Raw genomic sequence first — 22,444 nt, 5'->3', positions numbered from 1 at the left:
CGCTGATCCCAGCGGTAACCCGTCGCTTCGGCAGCGACCGCGGATGTCCGCGCCCACCACCGCACGACCGTTGCGCCACCCGTTCGGCGAGGGGAGCGAGGAGGGCCCCGTGACCCGGTACCGGGGCAGCCGTCCGCGCCGGTTCGCCCGTCCGGATCAATCCGACCGTCCGCACCATTACCGCCCCCCGCGCCGGGGCACAGCGGGACCATGGGTAACTACGACAAATCGATCACCGTGGCCGTCCCCGCGGACCGGCTCTTCGACTACCTCGCGGACGTGGAGAACCTCCCGTCCTACCTCCCCCGGCTGACCGCGGTCGAGCCGGAGGGCGGGGACCGGGTCACCGTCACCGCGCACATCGACCCGCCCGGCGAGCCGGAGCAGGACATCACCAGCGAGGCGTGGGTCCATGTGCTGGAGGACGGCAAGAGCCTGGAGTGGGGCGCGCCCGGCCCCGACGACTACCACGGCCGGCTGCACGTGGCCGCGGGCGACGAGGCGGGCAGCTCGCGGCTGACCGTCGAGCTGCACACCGACAACACCGAGGGCGAGCACGTCAGCCGCGGCCTGGAGGAAGCCCTGCACGGCATCAAGCGCGCCGCCGAGCGGTCCGCCCGCTAGCGCGCGGTCCCTCCCTTCCCCGGCGCCGGCAGGAAGCCCGTGCGCTGGAACCAGGTGAGGTAGCGGGCGAGCACCTCGTCCGTCAGGTCGGGCTGGTGGACTCCCAGGGTGTCCACCGCCTTGGCCGTCTGGTGGGAGTCGAAGCGCCGCCGGTCCATCGCCTCGTGCCGGGTCTGCGGCTCGTCCCCGAGGAAGAGCTGGGCCGCGTTGTCCGGGTCGGCGGCGACGCGGGCCTGCCACTCCTCGACGGGGACGGTGCTCAGCTCGTGGCCGAGCCGGGCGGCCGCCGCGAACACGCGGCCCAGGTCCGGGGCGTCCGGGTTGGTGAAGTGGTAGACCTCGCCGCCCGGCTGCACCGCCCCGGCGAGCGCCACGACCGCCCGGCTGACGTGGTCCACCGGCACCCAGTCGGTGGAGCCGTACGGCAGGTCGGGCACGGCCCCGGCCTGGAGGCAGCCCTTGATGAGCTGCCACAGCAGGTCCCGGTCCTGGCAGGCGCCGGTGGCGGTGTCGCCGCTGATCCGGCCGGGCCGGTGCACGGCGACCGGCAGACCCCGTTCGGCGGCGAGTCCGACCAGGCCCTCCGCGACCCACTTGCTGCGGGCGTACCCGTCGGGCAGGCCGGCCGGCGGCCCGGTCGGGGTGGACTCGGTGATGACGACCGGGTCGGGGCCGGTCGCCGGGGCGAACACGCTGGTGGTCGAGATGTAGTGCATACCCGGTGACGCCGAGTCGGCGAGCAGCCGCAGCAGTTCCTCCGTGCCCGCGACGTTGGGGGCGCGCAGATCCCCGTATCCCGCGGCGAAGTTGACGCGGGCTCCGTTGTGCAGGACCGGGCCGAGGCGGCGGAGCAGGGCGGTGCGGTCCTCCGGGGTCAGGCCGAGGCCGGGGGCGGCGAGGTCGCCCGGCACGGCGTTGATCAGGGTCTCGTAGCGGGGCTGCCAGAGGCCGTAGTGCTCCAGGTTGGCCCGCAGCCGCTCGGCCGCCCTCAGCGGGTCCTCGGCGCGGACCAGGCAGTCGACGGGGCCGTCGGTGCTCTCGATGAGGTCCCGCAGGAGGAACGCGCCCAGGAATCCGGAGGCACCGGTGAGCAGCGGGCGCGCGCCGGGACGGGCGCTCCTGCGGACGGTGGCCGTGATGTCCGGGGCGAGGCGGACCTCGGCGGCGAGGTCGGGTCCGCTGCCGTAGCCCCGCTCCCCCGGCGTGCGCTCGAGCAGGCGGGCGACGCCCTCCACGGTCGGCGCGGCGAAGAGGTCCCGCAGGGACAGGCGCCGGCCGTGGCGTTCCTCGATCCGCTGGGCGAGGTTGACGGCGAGCAGGGAGTGGCCGCCGAGGGCGAAGAAGTCGTCGTGGACGCCGACTTCGGGTACACCGAGGGTCTCCGCGAACGCCGCGCACAGCTCGCGTTCCAGGCGGGTGCGCGGGGCGGTGCCCTCGCCGGGCGCGGTGCGCTCGGGCGCGGGGAGGGCCTGCCGGTCGGTCTTGCCGTTGGGGGTGAGGGGCAGGGTGTCGAGCGTGAGGTAGGCGGCCGGGACCATGTGGTCCGGCAGCGTCTCGGCGAGCCGGGCGCGCAGTTCGGTGCCGTCGGGGACCCGCTGCCCGTCCTCCGCGACGGTGTAGGCGACCAGGCGCCGGTCGCCGGGCCGGTCCTCGCGGACCATCGCGCAGGCGGAACCGACACCGGGCAACGCGGTCAGGGCGGCCTCGATCTCGCCCAGCTCGATGCGGAACCCGCGCAGTTTGACCTGGTCGTCGACGCGCGAGACGTAGACGAGTTCGCCGTCGGCGGTCCAGCGGGCCAGGTCGCCGGTGCGGTACATCCGGCCGCCCGCGCGGTCGAAGGGGTCGGCGACGAACCGGCTCGCCGTCAGGGCGGCCCGTTCGTGGTAGCCACGGGCCAGGCTGGCGCCGGAGACGTACAACTCGCCGACCACGCCGGGCGGTACGGGGGCCAGCCGGTCGTCCAGGACGTGGACGCGGGTGCCGTCGACGGGGACGCCGATGGGCACGGTGCGGTCGGGGGCTAGAGGGCCGTCGGCGTGCTGGAAGGCGCTCATGGTGGCGCAGACGGTGGTCTCGGTGGGCCCGTACGCGTTGACCAGGTGCCGGTCGCGCGCCCAGGTGTGCACCAGGTGCGGCGGGCACGCCTCACCGGCGAGGGCGATGGTGGTGCCTTCGGGCAGCGAGCCGGGCGGCATCACGGCGAGCGCGGCGGGCGGCAGGGTGAGGTGGGTGACCCCGCGCTCCCGGACCGTGCCGGCGAGGGCCGGTCCGGGCAGCAGGGCGTCGCGCTCGTCGATCTCCAGGCAGGCCCCGGTGAACAGGCCCATGCACATCTCCCAGAACGCCGCGTCGAAACTGACGGAGGCGAGGTGCAACACCCGGTGGCCCGGCCCGACCCGCAGCCGCTCGGCATGGGTCCGGGCCAGGGCGCCGACTCCCTGGTGGGTGACGACGACGCCCTTGGGCAGACCGGTGGAGCCGGAGGTGTAGATGACGTACGCCGGGTGCGCCGGGTCGGGGTCACCGGGGGCGGGGGCGGACGCCGTGCCCTGCACGAGGTCCCCCACGTGGACGTACGGCAGCGGGAGCTCGGGCAGCCGCTCGCGCACCTCGGGGGTGGTCAGCAGCAGTCGCGGCCGTGAGTCCTCGACCATATGGGTGAGGCGCCGGGCCGGATAGTCGGGGTCCAGCGGTACGTACGCGGCCCCGGCCTTGAGGACGCCGAGCAGGGTGACCAGCAGCTCGCGGTTGCGGGGCAGCGCGACGGCGACCCGGTCCTCGGGGCCGATGCCGCGCGCGGTGAGCTCGGCGGCGACGGAGTCGGCGAGGGCGTCGAGTTCGCGGTAGGTGAGCGTGGTGGTGGCGTCACGGACCGCCGGGGCGTCCGGCGTGCCGCGTACCCAGCGCCTGAGGAGGGCGGGGACGCTCTGGGGCCGGTCCGCCTCGGGTCCGGTGCCCCAGGCGGTGACGCGGGCGCGGTCGGCGTCGGTGAGCACGTCGTAGGCGCGCAGCGGGCGGTCGGGGTCGGCGGTGACGGCGGTGAGCAGCCCGGCGAGGCGCTCGCCGAGGGCCTCCACGGTGGCCGTGTCGAAGAGTTCCGTCGCGTAGTCCAGGGCGGCCCGCATGGCGCCCGGTGCGCCCTGGTCGTCGTGGGTCTCGGTGAAGGTGAAGGACAGGTCGAACTTGCTGACCTCCAGCTCCACCGGGACCGGGCTCACGGTGAGGCCGGGCAGCTCGACCGGGGCGGCCGGGCTGTGGTTCTGGAGGACGAGCATGGTCTGGAACAGCGGGTGGTGGCTCTGCGAGCGGGCGGGGTTGAGGAGTTCGACCAGCCGCTCGAAGGGCAGGTCCTGGTGGGTGTAGGCGGAGAGGTCGAACTCCTTCACCCGGTCCAGGAGTTCACGGAAGGTGGGGTCGCCCGAGAGGTCGGTGCGCAGGACGAGGGTGTTGACGAAGAAGCCGACCAGATCGGTGGCCGCCTCGTCGGTGCGCCCGGCGACGGCGGTGCCGAGCGGGATGTCCTCGCCCGCGCCGTGCCGGGAGAGCAGCAGGGAGAGGGCGGCCTGGAGGACCATGAAGACGCTGCATCCGCTGGTGCGGGCGAGGTCCGCGATCCGGCGGGCGAGGTCGGCGTCCAGGGTGAAGTCGTGGGTGGCGCCGAGGTGTTGCGGTACGGCGGGGCGCGGCCGGTCCCACGGCAGTTCGATCAGCTCGGGCAGCCCGCTCAGCGCCCGCTTCCAGTGGTCGAGTTGGCCGGAGAGCACGCTGTCGGGGTCGTTCTCGTCCCCGAGGAGGGCCCGCTGCCAGAGCGCGTGGTCCACGTGGTCGACCGGCGGCGCGGTCCACACCGGGGGCTGACCGCCGACACGGGCGCGGTAGGCGGTGCCCAGGTCGCGGGTGAGGGGCGCGAGGGAGGAGCCGTCGGCGGCGATGTGGTGGACGACCAGGACCAGCACGTGCGAGTCGTCGGCGAGCCGCAACAACGTTGCCCAAAGAGGGAGTTCGGTCTCGATGTCGATGGCCTCGGCGGCGGTTTCCGCCACGGCCGCGTCGAGCCGGTCCTCGTCGGAGTCCCGGACGGTGAACGGCACGCTCGCCGCGCCCGGTTCGGTGATGTGCTGGTGCGGACCGTCCCCGTCGGCCGGGAAGAGGGTGCGCAGCGCGGAGTGCCGGGCCACCACGTCGTCCAGCGCGGCGCGCAGGGCCTCCCCGTCCAGCGGGCCGTCGAGGCGTACGGCGAAGGGGATGTTGTAGGTGGCGGAGGGGCCGTCGAGCCGGTGCAGGAACCACAGCCGCCGCTGGGCGTAGGAGAGCGGCAGCACCTCGGGGCGCGGCTGCGGGACCAGGGCGGGGCGGGCCGGGCGGTCGCCGTCGGCGAGGACGGCGGCGAAGGAGGCGACCGTCGGGTGCTCGAAGAGGGTACGGATCTCGGTCTCGGTGCCCAGCGCGGTACGGACGCGGCCCACCAGCCGGGTGGCGAGCAGGGAGTGGCCGCCCAGCGCGAAGAAGTCGTCGTCGACGCCGACATGGGGCACGCCCAGGACGTCCGCGAACAGTCCGGCGACGATCTCCTCGTGCGCCCCGCGCGGGGCGCGTCCCGCGGCGCCCGGTCCCGTACTCGTGGGCGCGGGCAGGGCGGCCCGGTCCACCTTGCCGTTGACGGTGAGCGGGAGTGCGTCGAGCGGCTGGATGGCGGACGGCACCATGTAGGAGGGCAGGTGGCGTCCGATGTGCGCGGCCAGCCTGCCGGGGTCCGCGGTGCGGCCGGGGGCGGGGACGACGTACGCGGTGAGGGTGCGGTCGCCGGGGAGGTCCTCGCGGACCAGGACGTAGGCGGCGCGCACGGACGGGTCGGTGCGCAGCACGCCCTCGATCTCGGCGGGCTCGATGCGGTGGCCGCGCAGCTTGATCTGCTGGTCGGCGCGGCTGACGTAGTGGATCAGGCCCTCGGTGTCCCGGCGCACCACGTCACCGGTGCGGTACATCCGGGTGCCGTCCCCCTCGAAGGGGTCGGCGACGAACCGGGTGGCGGTGAGGCCGGGGCGCCCGAGGTAGCCGCGCGCGACACCGGGGCCCGCGATGTACAGCTCTCCCTCGGCGCCGGGCGGCACCGGGCGCAGGGCCGCGTCCAGGACGTAGGCCCGCATGCCGTCCAGCGGGCGGCCGATCGGGGGCATGCCGGGCGGGGCGTCGGCCGGGACGCGGTGGAGGGTGGCGAAGGTCGTGGTCTCGGTGGGCCCGTAGGCGTTGAGGACGGCCGTGCCGGGGTGGGCGGTGGCCAACCGCTGGAGCACGCCGGGCGTGGCGGCCTCGCCGCCGGCGGCGGCCAGCCGGAGCAGGCCGAGGGCGCCGGGGTCGGTCTCGGCGATGACGTTGAACAGGGCGGTGGTCAGGAAGGCCGCCGTCACGCCGTGCCGGGCGACGAGGTCCCGGAGCGTCTCGGGCTGGAGCGTTCCCGGCGGGGCCACGACGACCCGGCCGCCGCTCAGCAGGGGCGCCCAGATCTCGAAGGTGGCCGCGTCGAAGACGTACGCCGAGTGCATCAGCACGGCGTCCGCGACCCCGTCGGCCCAGGTGCGGTCGGCGGCGAGAGCGGTGATGTCGGCGTGGGTGACGCCGACGGCCTTGGGCAGGCCGGTGGAGCCGGAGGTGAACATGACGTACGCCAGCCGGTCGCCGCCGGACACGGCGGGCAGCGGGCCGGGGGCGAAGGGACCGCCGCTGACGACGCGTCCGGCGGAGTCCACGGTGAGCACGGGGATGCCGAGTCCGCGCACCCAGGGGTTGTCCCGCGTGGTCCCGTCCACGACGAGGGCGCGCAGCGGGGCGGACTCGGTGACGCGGTCGAGGCGTTCGGCGGGCCAGCGCGGGTCCAGCGGGACGTACGCGGCGCCCGCGCGCAGAACGGCGAGGGCGGCGGTGACCTGGGCCGAGGAGCGGCCGAGCAGGATGCCGACCCCGTCCTCGGCGCCGGCCCCGGAGCCGGTCAGGGCCTTGGCCAGCGCGGTGGACACCTCCTGGAGCTGCCCGTAGGTCAGTTCCTCGCCCGCACCGGTGACGGCGATGGTGCCGGGGTGGTGCACGGCCTGCCGGGCCACCACGTCCGGCACGCTCAGGTTCCGTATGTTCAGCCGGAGTTCCGCGCCGCGTGCGGTCGCCAGCAGCCGCTCCCTCTCGCCCTCCAGAAGCAGCGGCAGGCTGCCGGCCGGTACGTCGAGGCCGTCCGCCATCCGGGTGAGCAGGCGGCGCATGCGCGCCACGGTCTGCTCGATCAGGGTGCGGTCGAGCAGTGCGGCGCGGTAGCCGAAGGTGACGCGGATGCTGTCCTCGCCGGGGGCGATGGTGAGGGTGAGCGGGTAGTGGGCGGCGTCGGTGCCCTCGATCCCGGCGACGGTCAGGCCGGCCATGCCCTGCTGGGCGGTGCGCAGTGCCTCGGCGTCGAGCGGGTAGTTCTCGAAGACGGCGAGGGTGTCGAAGAGCCGGTCCAGCCCGGCGGTCTCGCATATCTCGGTCAGCCCGGCGTACTGGTGGCCCAGCAGCCGGGCCTGCTCCTCCTGGAGCCGGGTGAGCAGCGCGGCCAGCGACTCGCCGGGCTCGGGGCGCAGCCGGACCGGGACGGTGTTGATGAACAGGCCGATCATCGTCTCGATGCCGGGGATCTCCGGCGGCCGCCCGGACACGGTGGTGCCGAACACCACGTCGGAGCGCCCGGTGAGGTGGGCCAGCACCAGGCCCCAGGCGCCCTGGACCAGGGTGTTGAGGGTGAGCCGGGAGGCGCGGGCCGTCTCGCGCAGCCGGTGTGTGGTGTCCCGGTCCAGCTCCAGCACGAGGGTCTCGGGGAGCTCGGCGGAGTCGGGCCCCTCCGGCGCGCCCCGCCCGGCGAGCAGGGTCGGCGTCTCCAGCCCCGCCAGCGCCTTGCGCCAGGTGTCCAGCGTGGCCGCCCGGTCCTGCGCGGCCAGCCAGGCGAGGTAGGTGCGGTACGGGGTGACGCGGGGCAGCGTGAGGTCGTCGCCCTGGCGGGCGTACAGCTCGAACAGCTCGCGGACCAGCAGGGGGACGGACCATCCGTCGAAGAGGAGGTGGTGGCTGGTCATCACCAGCCGGTACCGGCCGGGCCCGGTGTGGACGAGGGTGAACCGCATCAGGGGCGGTGTGGTGAGGTCGAACCGCCGGGTGCGGTCCTCGGCGAGGAACGTCTCCAGCGCCTCCGTGCCGTCGCCGCCGTCGGCCGGGGTGAGGTCCAGCTCCTCCAGCGGTACGGGCACCTGCGCCGCGACCGCCTGGACGGGCTGGTCCAGGTCCTCGTGGAGGAAGCCGACCCGGAGGTTGGCGTGGCGGCGCAGCAGGGTGCCGATGGCGGAGCGCAGGGCGAAGACGCTGACGGTGCCTTCGAGGTCGAACACGAACTGGGTGGTGTAGACGTCCACGGCCTGGGAGTCGTAGAGCGAGTGGAAGAGCATGCCCGCCTGCAACGGCGTCAAGGGCAGTACGTCCTCCAGCTGGAACCCGGTCACTTGCGTCCACCCCACTTGTTCTGAAGTCGGTCGATCTGGGCCTGGTCGAGGGAGACCAGGGGAAGGTCGGAGGGCGTGTAACCGCCCGCGTCGGGCTGTTCGGCGTGTTCGGCGACGGCGCGCAGGGCGCGGGCGAAGGCGTCGGCCAGGTCCGCCACGTCCTCCTCCTTCAGGAGGTCGCCGGGCCAGGCCCAGCGGGTGACGAGGACGGGTCCGTCGGGGCGGTCCTCGGTGTGGGCGTTGATGTCGACGACGTGGTGGACGGGCATGTCCGGGTCCTGGCTGCGCGGCTGGCCGCCGTCGGGCAGGACCTCCCAGTCGCCGCTGCTCTCGGCCGAACTCGCGTATCGGCCCAAGTAGTTGAAGCCGATCTGCGGAGCTTCGGCGGTGAGCCGGTCGCGGGTGGCGGGGTTGAGGTGCCGGAGCATGCCGTAGCCCACGCCGTGGTCGGGTATCGCCCGGAGCTGTTCCTTGATCTGCTTGACGGCGCGGTCGATCAGGGTCGCGTCGAAGCGTCCGGGGTCCTGGAGCCGGCCGGGTCCGGGATCGAGGCGCACCGGGTAGAGGCTGGTGAACCAGCCGACGGTGCGCGAGAGGTCGATGTGGTCGGCGAGCTGCTCCCGGCCGTGGCCCTCCAGGTCGACCAGGACGGCGGTGTCGTCCGTGCGGCCGGTGCCCCGGTCCTCGCGCCAGGCGCGGATCGCGAGGGCGAGCGCGGTGAGCAGCACGTCGTCCACCCCGGCGTGGAAGGCGGCCGGCGCGGTGGTGAGCAGCGGGCCGGTCCAGCGGGCGTCCAGCCGGGTGGTGATGGTCCGGGTGTGCTCGGCGGTGTCCCGCTCCGCGTCGAGCGGCCGGTGTCCGATGCGCGGGTCGGGGGTGTTCAGTACGCCTTCCCACAGCGGGAGTTCGCGTTCCCGTTCCGGCGTGCGGGCCTGGGCGGCGAGGAGGCGGGCCCAGCTCCGGTACGGCGTGGCGACGGACGGCAGCGGCGACGGCGTGCCGGTGACCGTCCGCCAGGCGGCGGCGAGGTCGGCGCCGAGCACCCGCCAGGAGACCGCGTCGACGGCCAGGTGGTGGACCACGGTCAGCAGTCGGCCGGGGGTGGCCGGGCCCGCGTCGCCCCAGACGGCCTCGATGACATGGCCGTCGGCGGGCCGCAGCCGGGCGCGGGCCTGTTCGCCCGCCCCGGCGAGCGCGGCGCTCGCGGCGGCCGCGTCCAGCCCGGTGATGTCGAGCCGGGTCAGGTGCTTGCGCGCCTGTACGGAGCCGGGCGGCTGCGCGTACAGGGACGGCTCCTCCTCGGTGGAGCGGGTGACCCGCATCCGGAGCATGTCGTGGTGGTCGATGAGGAGTTGGAGGGTGGCGACGAGGGATTCCTCGTCGGCGTCGGCCGGGGTGCGCAGGACGGCGGACTGGTTGTAGCCGTCCGTGGGGCCGGGCCGTTCCAGGAACCAGGCCGCGATCGGCGTGGGCGGCATCTCGCCGGTGCCCGCCTCGGCGGGTTCGGCGGAGTCCGCCGTCAGCACGGTGGCGACGGCCGCGATGGCCTCCGGCGTGCGGTGCACGAAGACGTCGCGCGGGGTGACGGCGAGCCCGGCCTGCCGGACCCGGCTGACGAGCTGGATGGAGAGGATGCTGTCGCCACCGAGCGCGAAGAAGTCGTCGTCGGTGCGGACCGTGGGCGCGCGCAGCACGGAGCCGAACACCTCGCACAGCAGGCGCTCCCGCTCGGTACGAGGCTCCCCGCCCGGCCGGGTTCCGGCGGTGCGGGCCGGCGCGGGCAGGGCACGCCGGTCGGTCTTGCCGTTGGCCATCAGCGGCAGCGCGTCCAGGCGCACGAAGACGGCGGGCGTCATGTACGGCGGCAGCACGTCGGCCAGCCCCCGGCGCAGCGCGTCGTCGGCCACGTCGGCCGCTCCCCCGCCGGGCACGACGTAGGCCACCAGCCGGCGTTCACCCGGCTGGTCCTCGCGTACGACGGCGCAGGCGGCGGTGATGCCGGGCAGGGCGGCGAGCGCGGTCTCGATCTCGCCGAGCTCGATGCGGAAGCCGTTCAGCTTGACCTGGTCGTCGGCGCGGGAGACGTAGGTGAGCAGGCCGTCCGCGTCGCGCCGGACGAGGTCGCCGGTGCGGTACATCCGGCTTCCGGCGGGCCCGTACGGGTCGGCGACGAAGCGGGTGGCGGTGAGCCCGGCCCGGCCCAGGTAACCGCGCGCCAGTCCGTCGCCGGCGATGTACAGCTCACCGGTGACACCGGGCGGCACGGGCTGGAGGCGGGCGTCGAGGACGTGGGCGCGGGTGTTGTCGACGGGGCGCCCGAGCGGCACGCTCCCCTCGGCGGTGTCGGTGTCGTCGTCGGTGTGGTGGTGGGCGGTGGCGTCGATGGTGGTCTCGGTGGGCCCGTACAGGTTGTGCGGCTCGGCCCGCCAGGCGTCCCGGACCCGCCGGGCCAGGGTGCGCGGCAGGGGTTCGCCGCCGCAGAGCACGGCCCGCAGCGTCGTCGGCGCTTCCTCGCCGGCCGTCTCGGTGAGCACCAGCGAGAGGTGCGTGGGCACGAACTGGGCGATGGTGACGCCCAGTTCACGTACCCGGCCGAGCAGCCCGGCGGGGTCGTGGTTGAGGGCGGCCGGTACCGGGCAGGTGGAGCCGCCGTGCAGCAGGGGCAGCCAGGTCTCCCACACCGAGGCGTCGAAGCTGGGCGAGGTCCGGGCGAGGACCCGGTCGGCGCCGGTGAGGGCGAGGTGCCCGGCCATCCACGCCATGTGGTTGGTGAGCGAGGCGTGAGTGACGACGACACCCTTGGGGCGCCCGGTGGAGCCCGAGGTGTAGATGACGTACGCCGCGTCGCGCGGGTCGGGCACGGTGGCGGGCGGCGCGGTGTGCCCGGTGGACCAGGCGGCCCGGTCGTCCAACGTGAGGATCGGAACGGCAAGTCGGCGGCCGCGGACGCGGGGGGCGTGGGTGAGCAGGAGGACCGGGCGGGCGTCGGACAGGGTGTAGGCGATGCGTGCCTCGGGGTGTTCCAGGTCGACGGGCAGATAGGCGGCCCCGGCCTTGGTGACGGCGAGCATCGCCACGACCTGGTCGGCGGTGCCCTCCAGGGCGAGGGCGACGAGGTCGCCCCGGCCGATGCCCCGGTCGCGCAGGTGGTGCGCGAGAGCGCCCGAGAGCTGGTCGAGTTCGGTGAAGGTGAGGGTGCGGTCGGCCCCGCGTACCGCGACGGCGTCCGGGGTGCGGGCGCACTGCGCGCGGAACGCCTCGGGTGCCGTACGCGCGGCCACCGGGCGGACCGGCCCGAGTGCCGCCCGCTCCAGCCGCTCCCGCTCGGACGCGCCCAGCACCTCGCTCTGGTGCACCCGCTGGCCGGGGTCGGCCGCGAGGGAGGCGAGGAGGCGGGTCAGCCGGTCGGCGAGGGCGTACGCGGTGGCGTGGTCGAACAGCTCGGTGGAGAACTCCAGCACCCCGTCGAGCCCGGTGGGGCGCCCTGCACTGTCTTCGGTCTCGGTGAAGGTGAAGGTCAGGTCGAACTTGCTGATGCCGGTGCGCACCGGCTGCTCGGAGACGGTGAGACCGGGCAGCTCGATGTCGGCGCCGGCCGTGTTCTGGAGTACCAGCATGGTCTGGAACAGCGGGTGATGGTTCTGCGCCCGCTCCGGGCTGAGGACGTCCACCAGCCGCTCGAAGGGCACGTCCTGGTGGTCGTAGGCGGCGAGGTCGAACTCCCGCACGCGGTCCAGCACTTCGTCGAAGGTGGGGTCGCCGGTGAGGTCGGTGCGCAGCACCAGGGTGTTGACGAAGAAGCCGACCAGGTCGTCCAGGGCCTCGTCGGTACGGCCGGCGACGGCGGTGCCGAGCGGGATGTCCTCCCCGGCGCCGTGCCGGGACAGCAGCACCGCGAGGGCGGCCTGCAGCACCATGAAGAGGCTGCACCCGCGGGCGCGGGCGAGCGCGGCGAGGGCCTGGTGGGTGCCGGCGTCCACGGGGAAGGCGAACGCGTCGCCCCGGTGCCCGGTGACCGCCGGGCGCGGCCGGTCGCCGGGCAGCTCCAGCAGCCCGGGCGCTCCGGCCAGCGCCTCACGCCAGTAGGCGAGTTGCCGGGCGGCCCGGCTGCCCGGGTCCTCCTCGTCGCCGAGCAGCTCGTGCTGCCACAGCGTGTAGTCGGCGTACTGGACGGCGAGGTCGGTCCAGCCCAGCTCCTCGTGCGCGAGCCGCGCCCGGTACGCCTCGCCGAGGTCGCGGGAGAGCGGGGCGAGGGACCAGCCGTCGCCCGCGATGTGGTGCAGGACCAGGACGAGGACGTGCGTCTCGGTGCCGAGCCGCACCAGCCGGGCCCGTACCGGTGCCTCGGCGCTCACGTCGAAGGCGTGGGCCACCTCGGCGGCGAGCACCTCGTCCAGGCGGGCCGGGTCGGTGTCGCGGGGGGTGAGGTCGAGGTCGGCGGTGCGGGCGTCCAGGATGAGCTGACGCGGCACGCCGTCGGTGTCGGGGAAGACGGTGCGCAGGCTCTCGTGGCGTTCGACCACGTCGGCCAGCGCGCTTTCCAGCGCGTCGGCGTCCAGCGGGCCGTCCAGGCGCAGCACGAGCGGGACGTTGTAGGTGTCGCTGGGCCCCTCGAACCGGTTGAGGAACCAGAGGCGGCGCTGCGCGAAGGACAGCGGCAGCGGCTCCGCCCGGTGCCCGGCCCGCCGCAGCGGCAGCCGCGCCGCCTCGGCACCGTCGAGCACGGTGGCCAGCGCGGCGGGCGCCGGATGCTCGAACAGGGTCTTGACGGGGACCTCCACGCCGAGCGCGGCCCGGATACGGGCGGTGAGCCGGGTGGCGAGCAGGGAGTGGCCGCCGAGGGCGAAGAAGTCGTCGTCGGGACCGACCGCGTCCAGGCCGAGCACGTCGGCGAAGAGTCCGCAGAGGATCTCCTCGCGTGCGGTACGGGCCGGGCGTCCGCTCACCGGCGCGTACTCGGGAACGGGCAGCGCGCGCCGGTCCACTTTGCCGTTGGGGGTGAGCGGGAGCGCGTCCAGCGTGACGAGGGCGCTGGGCACCATGTAGGCGGGCAGGGACCGGCCGACGGCGCGGGCGAGATCGGCCGGGTCGGGGGTGGCACCGCTCGCGGGGACCACGTAGGCGACGAGGCGGCGGTCGCCGGGTGTGTCCTCGCGGACCACGGCGAAGGCGTCCGCGACGCCCAGGCAGGAGGCGAGGGTGTTCTCGATCTCGCCCAGCTCGATCCGGTAGCCGCGCAGCTTCACCTGGCCGTCGGACCGGCCGACGTAGGCGATCTGCCCGTCCGGGGTCCAGCGGACCAGGTCGCCGGTGCGGTACATCCGGCCGCCCGCGGCGTCGAACGGGTCGGCGACGAAGCGGGTGGCCGTCAGGCCGGGGCGGCCCGTGTAGCCGCGCGCCACACCGTGTCCGGCGAGGTACAACTCGCCGACCACGCCCGGCGGTACGGGCCGCAGCGAGTCGTCCAGGACGTGCAGGCGCATGCCGTCCAGCGGGCGGCCGATGGGCGGCGGCCCGGCGGGCAGGTCGGCGGCCACCGGGTAGCGGGTGGCGAAGGTGGTGGTCTCGGTGGGGCCGTACACGTGCAGGACGCGGGTGTCGGGGGCGAGGGCCGCGACCCGCTGCATCGCGTCCGGGGAGGCCAGCTCACCGCCGGCACACACCAGCCGCAGACCGGTGAAGGCGCCGGGGTCGGTCTCGGCGATCACGTTGAACAGGGCGGTCGTCATGAAGACGGCCGTGGCCCCGTGGGTGTGCACCGCGTCGTCCAGCGCGCGGGCGTCCAGCACGCCCTCGGGCGCGACGACGATCCGGCCGCCGTGCAGCAGCGGGGTCCAGATCTCGAAGGTGGAGGCGTCGAAGACGTACGCCGAGTGCATCAGCACCGCGTCGGCGGCGCCCTCCCGCCAGGCGGAGTCGGCGGCCAGCGCGACCACGTCGGCGTGGCTGACGCCGACGCCCTTGGGCAGGCCGGTCGAGCCGGAGGTGAACATCACGTAGGCCAGCGCGGCGGGGTCCGGTACCGGCACCGGGCGGCCGGGCCGCTTCGGCGCGCCACGCAGGACCCGGCCGAGCCGGTCCAGGACGACGACCGGTGTCCGTCCGGCGGCCGCGCGCACCCAGGGTGAGCCGTGGGCGGCCTTGTCGACCAGGAGCACCTTCACGTCCGCGGCCCCGGCGACCTGGTCGAGCCGCTCCTCGGGCCAGCGGGCGTCGAGCGGGACATAGGCCCCGGCGGCGCGGACGGTGCCGAGGGAGGCGGTCACCACGGCCGGGGAGCGGCCGAGCAGTACGCCGACGCCGGTCTCGGGGCCGACGCCGAGGCCCGCGAGAGCGGCGGCGAGTTCGGCGGAGAGGCCGTCGAGTTCGGCGTAGGTGAGGGAGGTGTCGTCGGTGGTGACGGCCACCGCGTCCGGGGTGCGCGCGGCCTGGGCGGCGAACAGCGCCGGCAGGACCGCGGGCTCGTCGGTGGCGGGCAGGGCGCGGCCGGTGCCCCAGCGGGTGACGCTGGTGTGCTCGTCCGGTGTCATCAAGTCGTGTTCGGCGACCGGGCGTTCGGGCTCGGCGGCGACCCGCTCCAGCAGGCGCAGCAGCCGGGCGGTGAGGTTCTCGACCGTGCTCCGGTCGAACAGCGCCGTGGCGTACTCCACGCCGGCGCCGAGGCCGCCGTCCCGCTCCTCGGTGAAGGCGAAGGTGAGGTCGAACTTGCTCAGCCCGTTGTGCACGAGCCGGTCCTCGACGGTGAGGCCGAACAGGTCGGGTCGGACGCTGTCCTGGTTCTGCAGCACCACCATGGTCTGGAACAGCGGGTGGTGGTCACGGGCCCGGACCGGGTTGAGGTGCTCCACCAGCCGCTCGAAGGGCACGTCCTGGTTGGCGTAGGCGGCGAGGTCGAACTCCCTGACTCGCACGAGGAGTTCGCGGAAGGTGGGGCGTCCGGAGAGGTCGGTGCGCAGCACCAGGGTGTTGACGAAGAACCCGACCAGGTCCTCCAGCGCCTCGTCCGTGCGGCCCGCGACGGGCGAGCCGAGCGGGATGTCGTCGCCGGCTCCGTGCCGGTGGAGCAGGGTGGCCACGGCCGCCTGGAGCACCATGAAGAGGCTGCTGCCCGACTCCCTTGCCAGTCGCCCGAGTCGGATGTGCAGCTCGGCGGGCACCTCGAAGGTGTGGACGCCGCCCCGGGGGTCGACGGCGGCCGGGCGGGGCCGGTCCAGCGGGAGGTCGATCAGGCCGGGCATCCCGGCGAGCGCGGTGTTCCAGTGGTCGAGCTGTCCGCGCAGCACGCCGTCGTCCTCGGCGTCGCCCTCCCCGTCGCCGAGGAGAGCTCGCTGCCAGAGGGTGTAGTCGGCGTACTGGAGCGGGGTGCCGAGCGTGAGCCCCGGCTCGGCGCCTTCGAGGCGGGCCCGGTAGGCGGTGCCGAGGTGGCGGGCGAGCGGGGCGAGGGACCAGCCGTCACCGGCGATGTGGTGGACGACGAGGACCAGCACGTGGTGTTCGGGCGCCGAGCGCAACAGCAGGGCGCGCAGCGGCAGGTCGGCGGTGACGTCGAACGTCTCCCGCACGGCGGCCAGCACGGTGGCGTCCCTGTCGGCGGGTGCCGTGCTCACCACGGGCAGCGCGGGCGTGGCCGCCTCGGCGGGCAGGATCGTCTGGTACGGCACGCCGTCCCGCTCGGGGAACACCGTGCGCAGCGCCTCGTGCCGCTCGATGACATCGCCGAGCGCGGCCCGGAGGGCGTCCGGATCGAGGGCGCCGTCGAGTTCGAGGACGAGCGGGATGTTGTACGTGGAGCTGGGGCCCTCCAGCCGGTTGAGGAACCAGAGCCGCAGCTGGGCGTAGGACAGCGGCAGCGGCTCGGGGCGGTGGGCGGCTGGCAGGACGGCGGGGCGGGCCCGGCCTGGCGTGTCCAGGGCGCGGGCGAGGCCGGCGACGGTCGGGTGCTCGAAGAGGGTGCGCACCGCGACCTCCGCCCCGAGGACGGCACGGATGCGGCTGACGACGCGCATGGCGAGCAGGGAGTGGCCGCCGAGCTCGAAGAAGCTCTCGTGCGGGCCGACGGCGGGGCGGTGCAGCACGTCGGCGAAGATCCCGGCGAGGAGTTCCTCCTGCGGGGTGCCCCGGCCTGGGGCCACCGACGTCCCGGCCTCCGGCTCGGGTTCGGGCAGCGCGCGCCGGTTCACCTTGCCGTTGGGCAGCAGCGGGAGTTCGTCCAGGACGACGACGGCGCCGGGCACCATGTAGTGCGGCAGCGTCTGGGCGAGGTCGTCGCGCAGGGTGAGGGCGCGCGGGGCGCCGTCGGCGGTGACGGCGTAGGCCACCAGCCGGCGGCTGCCGGGGGCGTCCTCGCGGATGACGGCGCAGGCCGAGGTGACGCCGGGACGGGCGAGAAGGGCGGCCTCGACCTCACCCAGCTCGATGCGGAAACCCCGCAGTTTGACCTGGTCGTCGGCGCGGGACACGTACTCGATCAGCCCGTGCCGGTTCCACCGCACGAGGTCGCCGGTGCGGTACATGCGGGCACCGTCGGTGCCGAAGGGGTCGGCGACGAAGCGTTCGGCGGTCAGGCCGGGGCGCCCCAGGTAGCCGCGCGCGAGGTTGGGCCCGGCGAGGTACAGCTCGCCGGTGACCCCGGTCGGTACGGGGCGCAGCCGGGTGTCGAGGACGTAGGCGCGCATGGTGTCGACGGGCCGGCCGATCGGCACGGTGTCCGCCGCGTGGCCCTCGGCGTCCTCGGGGACCCGGTGGGCGGTGGCGTCGATGGTCGCCTCGGTCGGGCCGTACAGGTTGTGCGCCTCGGCGTGCCAGGTGCGGGCGATGTCGTCGGCGAGGGCGCGGGGCAGCGGTTCGCCGCCGCACAGGACGGCGCGCAGCGCGGGCAGCGGTGCCGCGTCGGCGGCCTCGGCGAGGACGAGCGCGAGGTGCGAGGGCACGAACTGGGCGACGGTGACGCCGAACCGGCCCATCCAGCCGACCAGCGCCCGCGGGTCCTGGTTGGCCCCGTCGGGCAGCACGCACACCTCGGCGCCATTCATCAGCGGCAGCCACAGCTCCCACACGGAGGCGTCGAAGCTGGTGGAGGTACGGGCGAGAACCCGGTCGCCCCGCGTCAGCGAGAGGTGCCCCGCCATCCAGGCCATGTGGTTGGCGAGCGCGCCGTGCGGCACGGTCACGCCCTTCGGCCGGCCGGTGGAGCCGGAGGTGTAGATGACGTACGCCGGGTCGGCGGGGTGGATCGGCTGCCCGGAATCGCTTCTGCCCGGGACGCGTTGGTCCGGGTCGAGCCACGGTACGTCGGTGGGCGGGAGCGTCTCGTGGACGTCGCGTGTGGTGAGCAGCAGGACCGGGCGGGCGTCGGTGACCATGTGCCGGATGCGGGTGGCCGGGTAACGCGGGTCCACGGGCAGATAGGCGGCTCCGGCGCGCAGGACGGCCAGCATGGCGACGACGGAGGTGACGGACGGTGGCAGGGCGAGCGCGACCAGCGTCTCGCGCCCCGCGCCGCGCTCGCGCAGTAGGTGGGCCAACGCGTCGGCACGGCGGTCCAGTTCGGCGTAGGTGAGGCTGGTGTCGGCGTCCCGTACGGCGGTGGCGTCCGGGGTGCGCGCGGCCCACTCGCGGACCGCTTCCGGCGCGGTGAGCGCGGGGAGGGGACGCTGGGTGCCGTGGCCCTGGGCGAGGAGGCGGTCGCGTTCGCCGGGGCCGAGCGGGTCGAGGTCGCCGAGGCGCCGGTCGGGGTGGCGCACGGCCTCGGTGAGGACGCGGGCGAACCGGTCGCACAGGTCGCGGGCGGTGGCCTCGTCGAAGAGGTCGGTGGCGTACTCGAGGTAGCCGCCGATGCCCCGGGCGGGCTCGCTCCGGTCGGCGGAGGCCGCGTTCTCGGTGAGGGAGAAGGTCAGGTCGAACTTGCTGATCCCGGTGTGTCCGGAGCGGTCGCGGCTGGTGACGCCCGGCAGGTCGATCCGGGCCCGCTCCTGGCTCTGGAGGACCAGCATGGTCTGGAAGAGCGGGTGGTGGTCGCCGGAGCGCTCGGGGTTGACCGCCTCCACCAGCCGCTCGAACGGGATGTCCCCGTGGCTGAACGCGGCGAGGTCGAACTCCTTGACCCGGCCCAGGAGTTCCCGGAACGTCGGGTCACCGGAGAGGTCGGTGCGCAGCACGAGGGTGTTGACGAAGAAGCCCACCAGGTCGTCCAGCGCCTCGTCCGCGCGTCCGGCGACCGCCGTGCCGAGCGGGATGTCCTCGCCCGCGCCGTGGGCGCGCAGGGTCACGGCGAGGGCGGCCTGCAGCACCATGAACGGGGTGCAGCCGGCCGCGCGGGCCAGCCCGGTCAGCGCGGCGTGGGCAGCGGCGGGCAGCTCGAAGGGCACCGCCCCGCCCCGGTGGCTCGGAACGGCCGGGCGCGGCCGGTCCCACGGGAGTTCGAGCAGGTCGGGGGCGCCGTGCAGCGCCTCGCGCCAGAAGGCGAGCTGCCGCCCGGCGAGGCTGTCCGGGTCGCCGTCCTCGCCGAGCAACTCCCGCTGCCACAGGGCGTAGTCGGCGTACTGCACCCGCAGCGCGGGCCAGTCGGGCGTGTCCTCCCCCGCCAGCCGGGCCCGGTAGGCGGCGCCGACGTCCCGGCTCAGCGGGGCGAGGGACCAGCCGTCGGCGACGACATGGTGCGGGACCAGGACCAGGATGTGCCGGTCGGCACCGAGCCGCAGCAGCCCGGCACGGAAGGCGACACCCCCGGCCAGGTCGAAGGGGGCGCCGGACAGCCGGGCCACCGCCTCCTCGGCCCACACCTCGGCGTCCGCCCCGGCCGGGGGCTCCTCGACGGCGAGCGGGACCAGCTCGGCGGCGTGCGCGGCGTCCAGGACGACCTGCCGGGCCACCCCGTCCTCCTCCGCGAACACCGTGCGCAGGCTCTCGTGCCGGGCCACCACGTCGGCGAGGGCGCCGCGCAGTGCGTCGGTGTCCAGCGGGCCTTCGAGGTCGAGGACGAGCGGCACGTTGTAGGTGTCGCCGGAGTCCTCGGCCCGGTTGAGGAACCAGAGCCGCTGCTGCGCGAAGGACAGCGGCACCGTGTCGGGCCGGTCCCGCTGGCCGAGCGCGGGGCGTGCCGCGCCGGAGGTGTCGAGCACGGCGGCCAGCGAGGCGACCGTGGGGTGCTCGAAGAGGGTCCGCAGGTCGAGTTCGGCGCCGAGCGCGGTGCGGACCCGGCCGGTGAGGCGGGTGGCGAGCAGGGAGTGGCCGCCGAGGGCGAAGAAGTCGTCGTCCACGCCGACCGCGTCCACGCCGAGCACATCGGCGAACAGCCCCGCCAGCACCTCCTCGTGGGCGGTGCGCGGGGCACGCCCGGCGGCCGTGGCGGCGCGGGGCGCGGGCAGGGCACGGTGGTCGAGCTTGCCGTTGGCGTTCAGGGGCAGCGCGTCGAGCAGGACGAACGCGGACGGCACCATGTAGGCGGGCAGCGCCCGGCCCACGGTCCGGGCGAGCGCGGCGGCGTCCGTGGCGGTGCCGGGTTCGGGGACGACGTAGCCGACGAGGCGCGGGTCGCCGGGCACGTCCTCCCGGACCAGGACGCGGGCGGAGCGTACGGCGGGATCGGTGAGCAGGGTGTTCTCGATCTCGGCGGGCTCGATACGGAACCCGCGCAGCTTGACCTGTCCGTCGACGCGCCCGGCGTACTCGATGTCGCCGTCGGCGGTCCAGCGCGCGAGGTCGCCGGTGCGGTACATCCGGGCGCCGTCCGCGTCGTACGGGTCGGCCACGAACCGGGTGGCGGTGAGCCGGGCGCGGCCCAGGTAGCCGCGGGCCACGCCCCGGCCGCTGACGTACAGCTCGCCCACCACGCCGGGCGGCACCGGGCGCAGGCGGTCGTCGAGGACGTAGGCGTTCATGCCGTCCAGGGGGCGGCCGATCGGGGGCACGCCGCTCGGGCCGGCGGCCACCTGGTGGCGGGTGGCGAAGGTGGTGGTCTCGGTGGGGCCGTAGACGTTCAGCACGCGGGTGCCGGGGGCGGCCTCGGCGACCCGCTGGGTGAGGCCGGGGGCGGCCGCCTCGCCGCCGGTGGAGACCAGGCGGAGCCCGGCGAAGGCGGCCGGGTCGGTCTCGGCGACGAGGTTGAACAGCGAGGTCGTCAGGAACAGCGAGGTGACCCCGTACCGCTCCGTCATCTCCCTGAGCACGCGCGGCTCCAGGCCGCCGGGCGGGGCGACGACCACCCGGCCGCCGTTGAGGAGCGGCACCCAGATCTCGAAGGTGGAGGCGTCGAAGACGTAGGCGGAGTGCATCAGCACCGCGCCGGAGACGCCGTCCCGCCAGGCGGAGTCGGCGGCCAGCGCGAGCACGTCGTCGTGCGTGACGCCGACGCCCTTGGGGAGGCCGGTGGAGCCGGAGGTGAACATCACGTAGGCGAGGCGGTCACCCCGTTCCACCGCGCGCGGGGTACCAGGCTGTTCCGGGGCGCCGCGCAGAAGGGTGCCGCGCTCGTCCACGACGAGGACGGGGAGGGTGGCGGCCCGCTCCGTGACCCAGTCCGCTTCGGCGTTGGCCGCGTCCACGACCAGGGCGCGGACCCGGGCGGTCCCGGCGACGCGGTCCAGCCGGCCGGCGGGCCATGCGGCGTCCATCGGTACGTACGCGGCCCCGGCGCCCACGGCGCCGAGCGTGGCCGTCACCACGGCGGCCGAGCGGTCCACCAGAACCCCGACACCGTCCTCGGCGCCGACGCCCCAGCCGCTCAGCGCGCCGGCCAGCTCATCGGCCGCCTCCGCGAGCTCACTGTAGGTGAGGGTGTGCGCCCCCGCGACGACGGCCGGGGCGTCCGGGGTACGGCGGACCTGCGCGGCGAACGCCTGCGGGAGCGCGGTGTCCCCGGCGGGCAGTTCGGTCCCGCGTCCCTGGGCGAGCACCTCGGCGGTGGCGGTGTCGTCGAGCAACGGGATCTCGGCGAGCGGGGTTTCGGCGTCCGTCCCGGCCAGGGCCGTGAGGAAGGAGACGACGGCGTGCTGGTGCAGCCGGACGTCGTCCGGGTGGTACAGCTCCGGGTTGGTGTCGAAGCCGATCAGCGGCCCCTGCCCCTCGGAGCGTTCGGAGACGAAGAGGGACACGTCGTCCACCGGGCCGATGGACAGCAGCCGGGAAGTGGCGGTGCTGCCGCCGAATTCGAGGCCGTACTCGAAGCCCATGATGTTGACGACGACGTCGGTGAGACGGGCCCCGTCGTCGGCCATGTTCAGCTCGCGCGCGAGCTGTTCGCGGGAGAAGCGGCGGTGGCGCATCGCGCCGCGCATCTCGGCGGCGACCGCGCGGACCAGGGCGCCGACCGTCATGTCGGGGGTGACGGCCAGGCGCAGCGGCAGGATGTTGGAGGTCATGCCCATGATGTGGCGCAGCCCGGCGTGCCGGCCATGGGAGGCGAGGCCGACCCTGACGTCCCGCGTGCCGGTGACCCGGGCGACGTAGGCGGCGACGGCGCTGACCAGGACGGCGCTCCAGGTGGTGCGGCTGTCCCCGGCGAGACGGCGCAGCTCGTCCAGGACGGTGACGGGGAGGGTGTCGCCGGAGTGCAGCTCCACCGGCGCGTCGCAGGCGGCGCGCGGGGCCGGGGTATCGGTGCGGCGGCGGACGAGCGGGGCGGCGGCGCGGGTCCCGTCGTCGGAGGCGTCCCCGGCCGGGGTGGTGAAGCGGCCGGTCCAGTAGGCGCGGTCGGCCTCGGTGCGGCCGGAGGCGCGGTAGGCGGCCTCCTCGTCCACCAGGTCGCGCAGGGGCGCGGCGGTGATGTCGTCGGTGTTCTCGCCCCGTAGCGCACGGGTGTAGAGGTCGGCGACGGTGCGGGCGAAGAGGGCGCCGCTGAGACCGTCGACGGCGATGTGGTGGTAGCGGATGTACCAGAAGTGCAGCGTGGGGCTGAGCCGCAGCAGCGCGAAGTGGTGGCGCGGGGAGTCCAGTCGGTCGACGGTGGCCATGTCGTCGGCCATGTAACGTTCCGCCGCGGCGGTCGGGTCTCCCTCACCGCTCAGGTCTACTCGACGGAGCCGGCTCGGGGCGTCCGGTCCGGGGCGCACCACCCGCTGGCGAATCGTTTCACCGTCAGTGACGAACTCCAGGTGAAAGCTGTCGTGGAGGTACACCGCGCGGTCCACCGCGGCGGCGAATAAACCCTCGTCGAGGCCGCCACGGATCTCCAGGCATTCCCCGATGTTGTATTTGGGGCTGTCCGGATCGACCAGCTGCCCATACCACACACCCTGTTGCGCGGCGGTCAGTTCGAACGGTTCTTCGGGCGCCACTGAGAACGCGGCCGAGCGGTTTTCACGCAT

Annotated in this window: 3 protein-coding genes; 1 reads left to right on the top strand and 2 read right to left on the bottom strand. The window is 74.9% G+C overall.

The window, feature by feature from the left end; translation table 11 throughout:
* Positions 1-210 precede the first annotated feature (210 nt).
* A complete protein-coding gene (locus E5082_RS22745; RefSeq protein ID WP_135793092.1) occupies positions 211-624 on the top strand; it encodes an SRPBCC family protein in 414 nt (137 codons plus the stop codon).
* Here E5082_RS22745 and E5082_RS22740 read toward each other — a convergent pair.
* Together E5082_RS22740 and E5082_RS22735 are read right to left on the bottom strand one after the other, a co-directional pair.
* On the bottom strand, positions 621-8,141 hold the full coding sequence (locus tag E5082_RS22740; protein ID WP_135793091.1) for a non-ribosomal peptide synthetase: 7,521 nt from the start codon (positions 8,139-8,141) through the stop codon (positions 621-623). The genes E5082_RS22745 and E5082_RS22740 overlap by 4 nt on opposite strands.
* A complete protein-coding gene (locus E5082_RS22735; RefSeq protein WP_135793090.1) occupies positions 8,138-22,444 on the bottom strand; it encodes a non-ribosomal peptide synthetase in 14,307 nt (4,768 codons plus the stop codon). Before E5082_RS22735 ends, E5082_RS22740 begins: the two co-directional genes overlap by 4 nt.

This window comes from Streptomyces griseoluteus, from assembly GCF_004784465.1.
Taxonomy (GTDB): Bacteria; Actinomycetota; Actinomycetes; order Streptomycetales; family Streptomycetaceae; genus Streptomyces; species Streptomyces griseoluteus.
The sequence above is the reverse complement of the archived record's forward strand: the minus strand, read 5'-3'. Positions and strand labels throughout refer to the sequence as shown.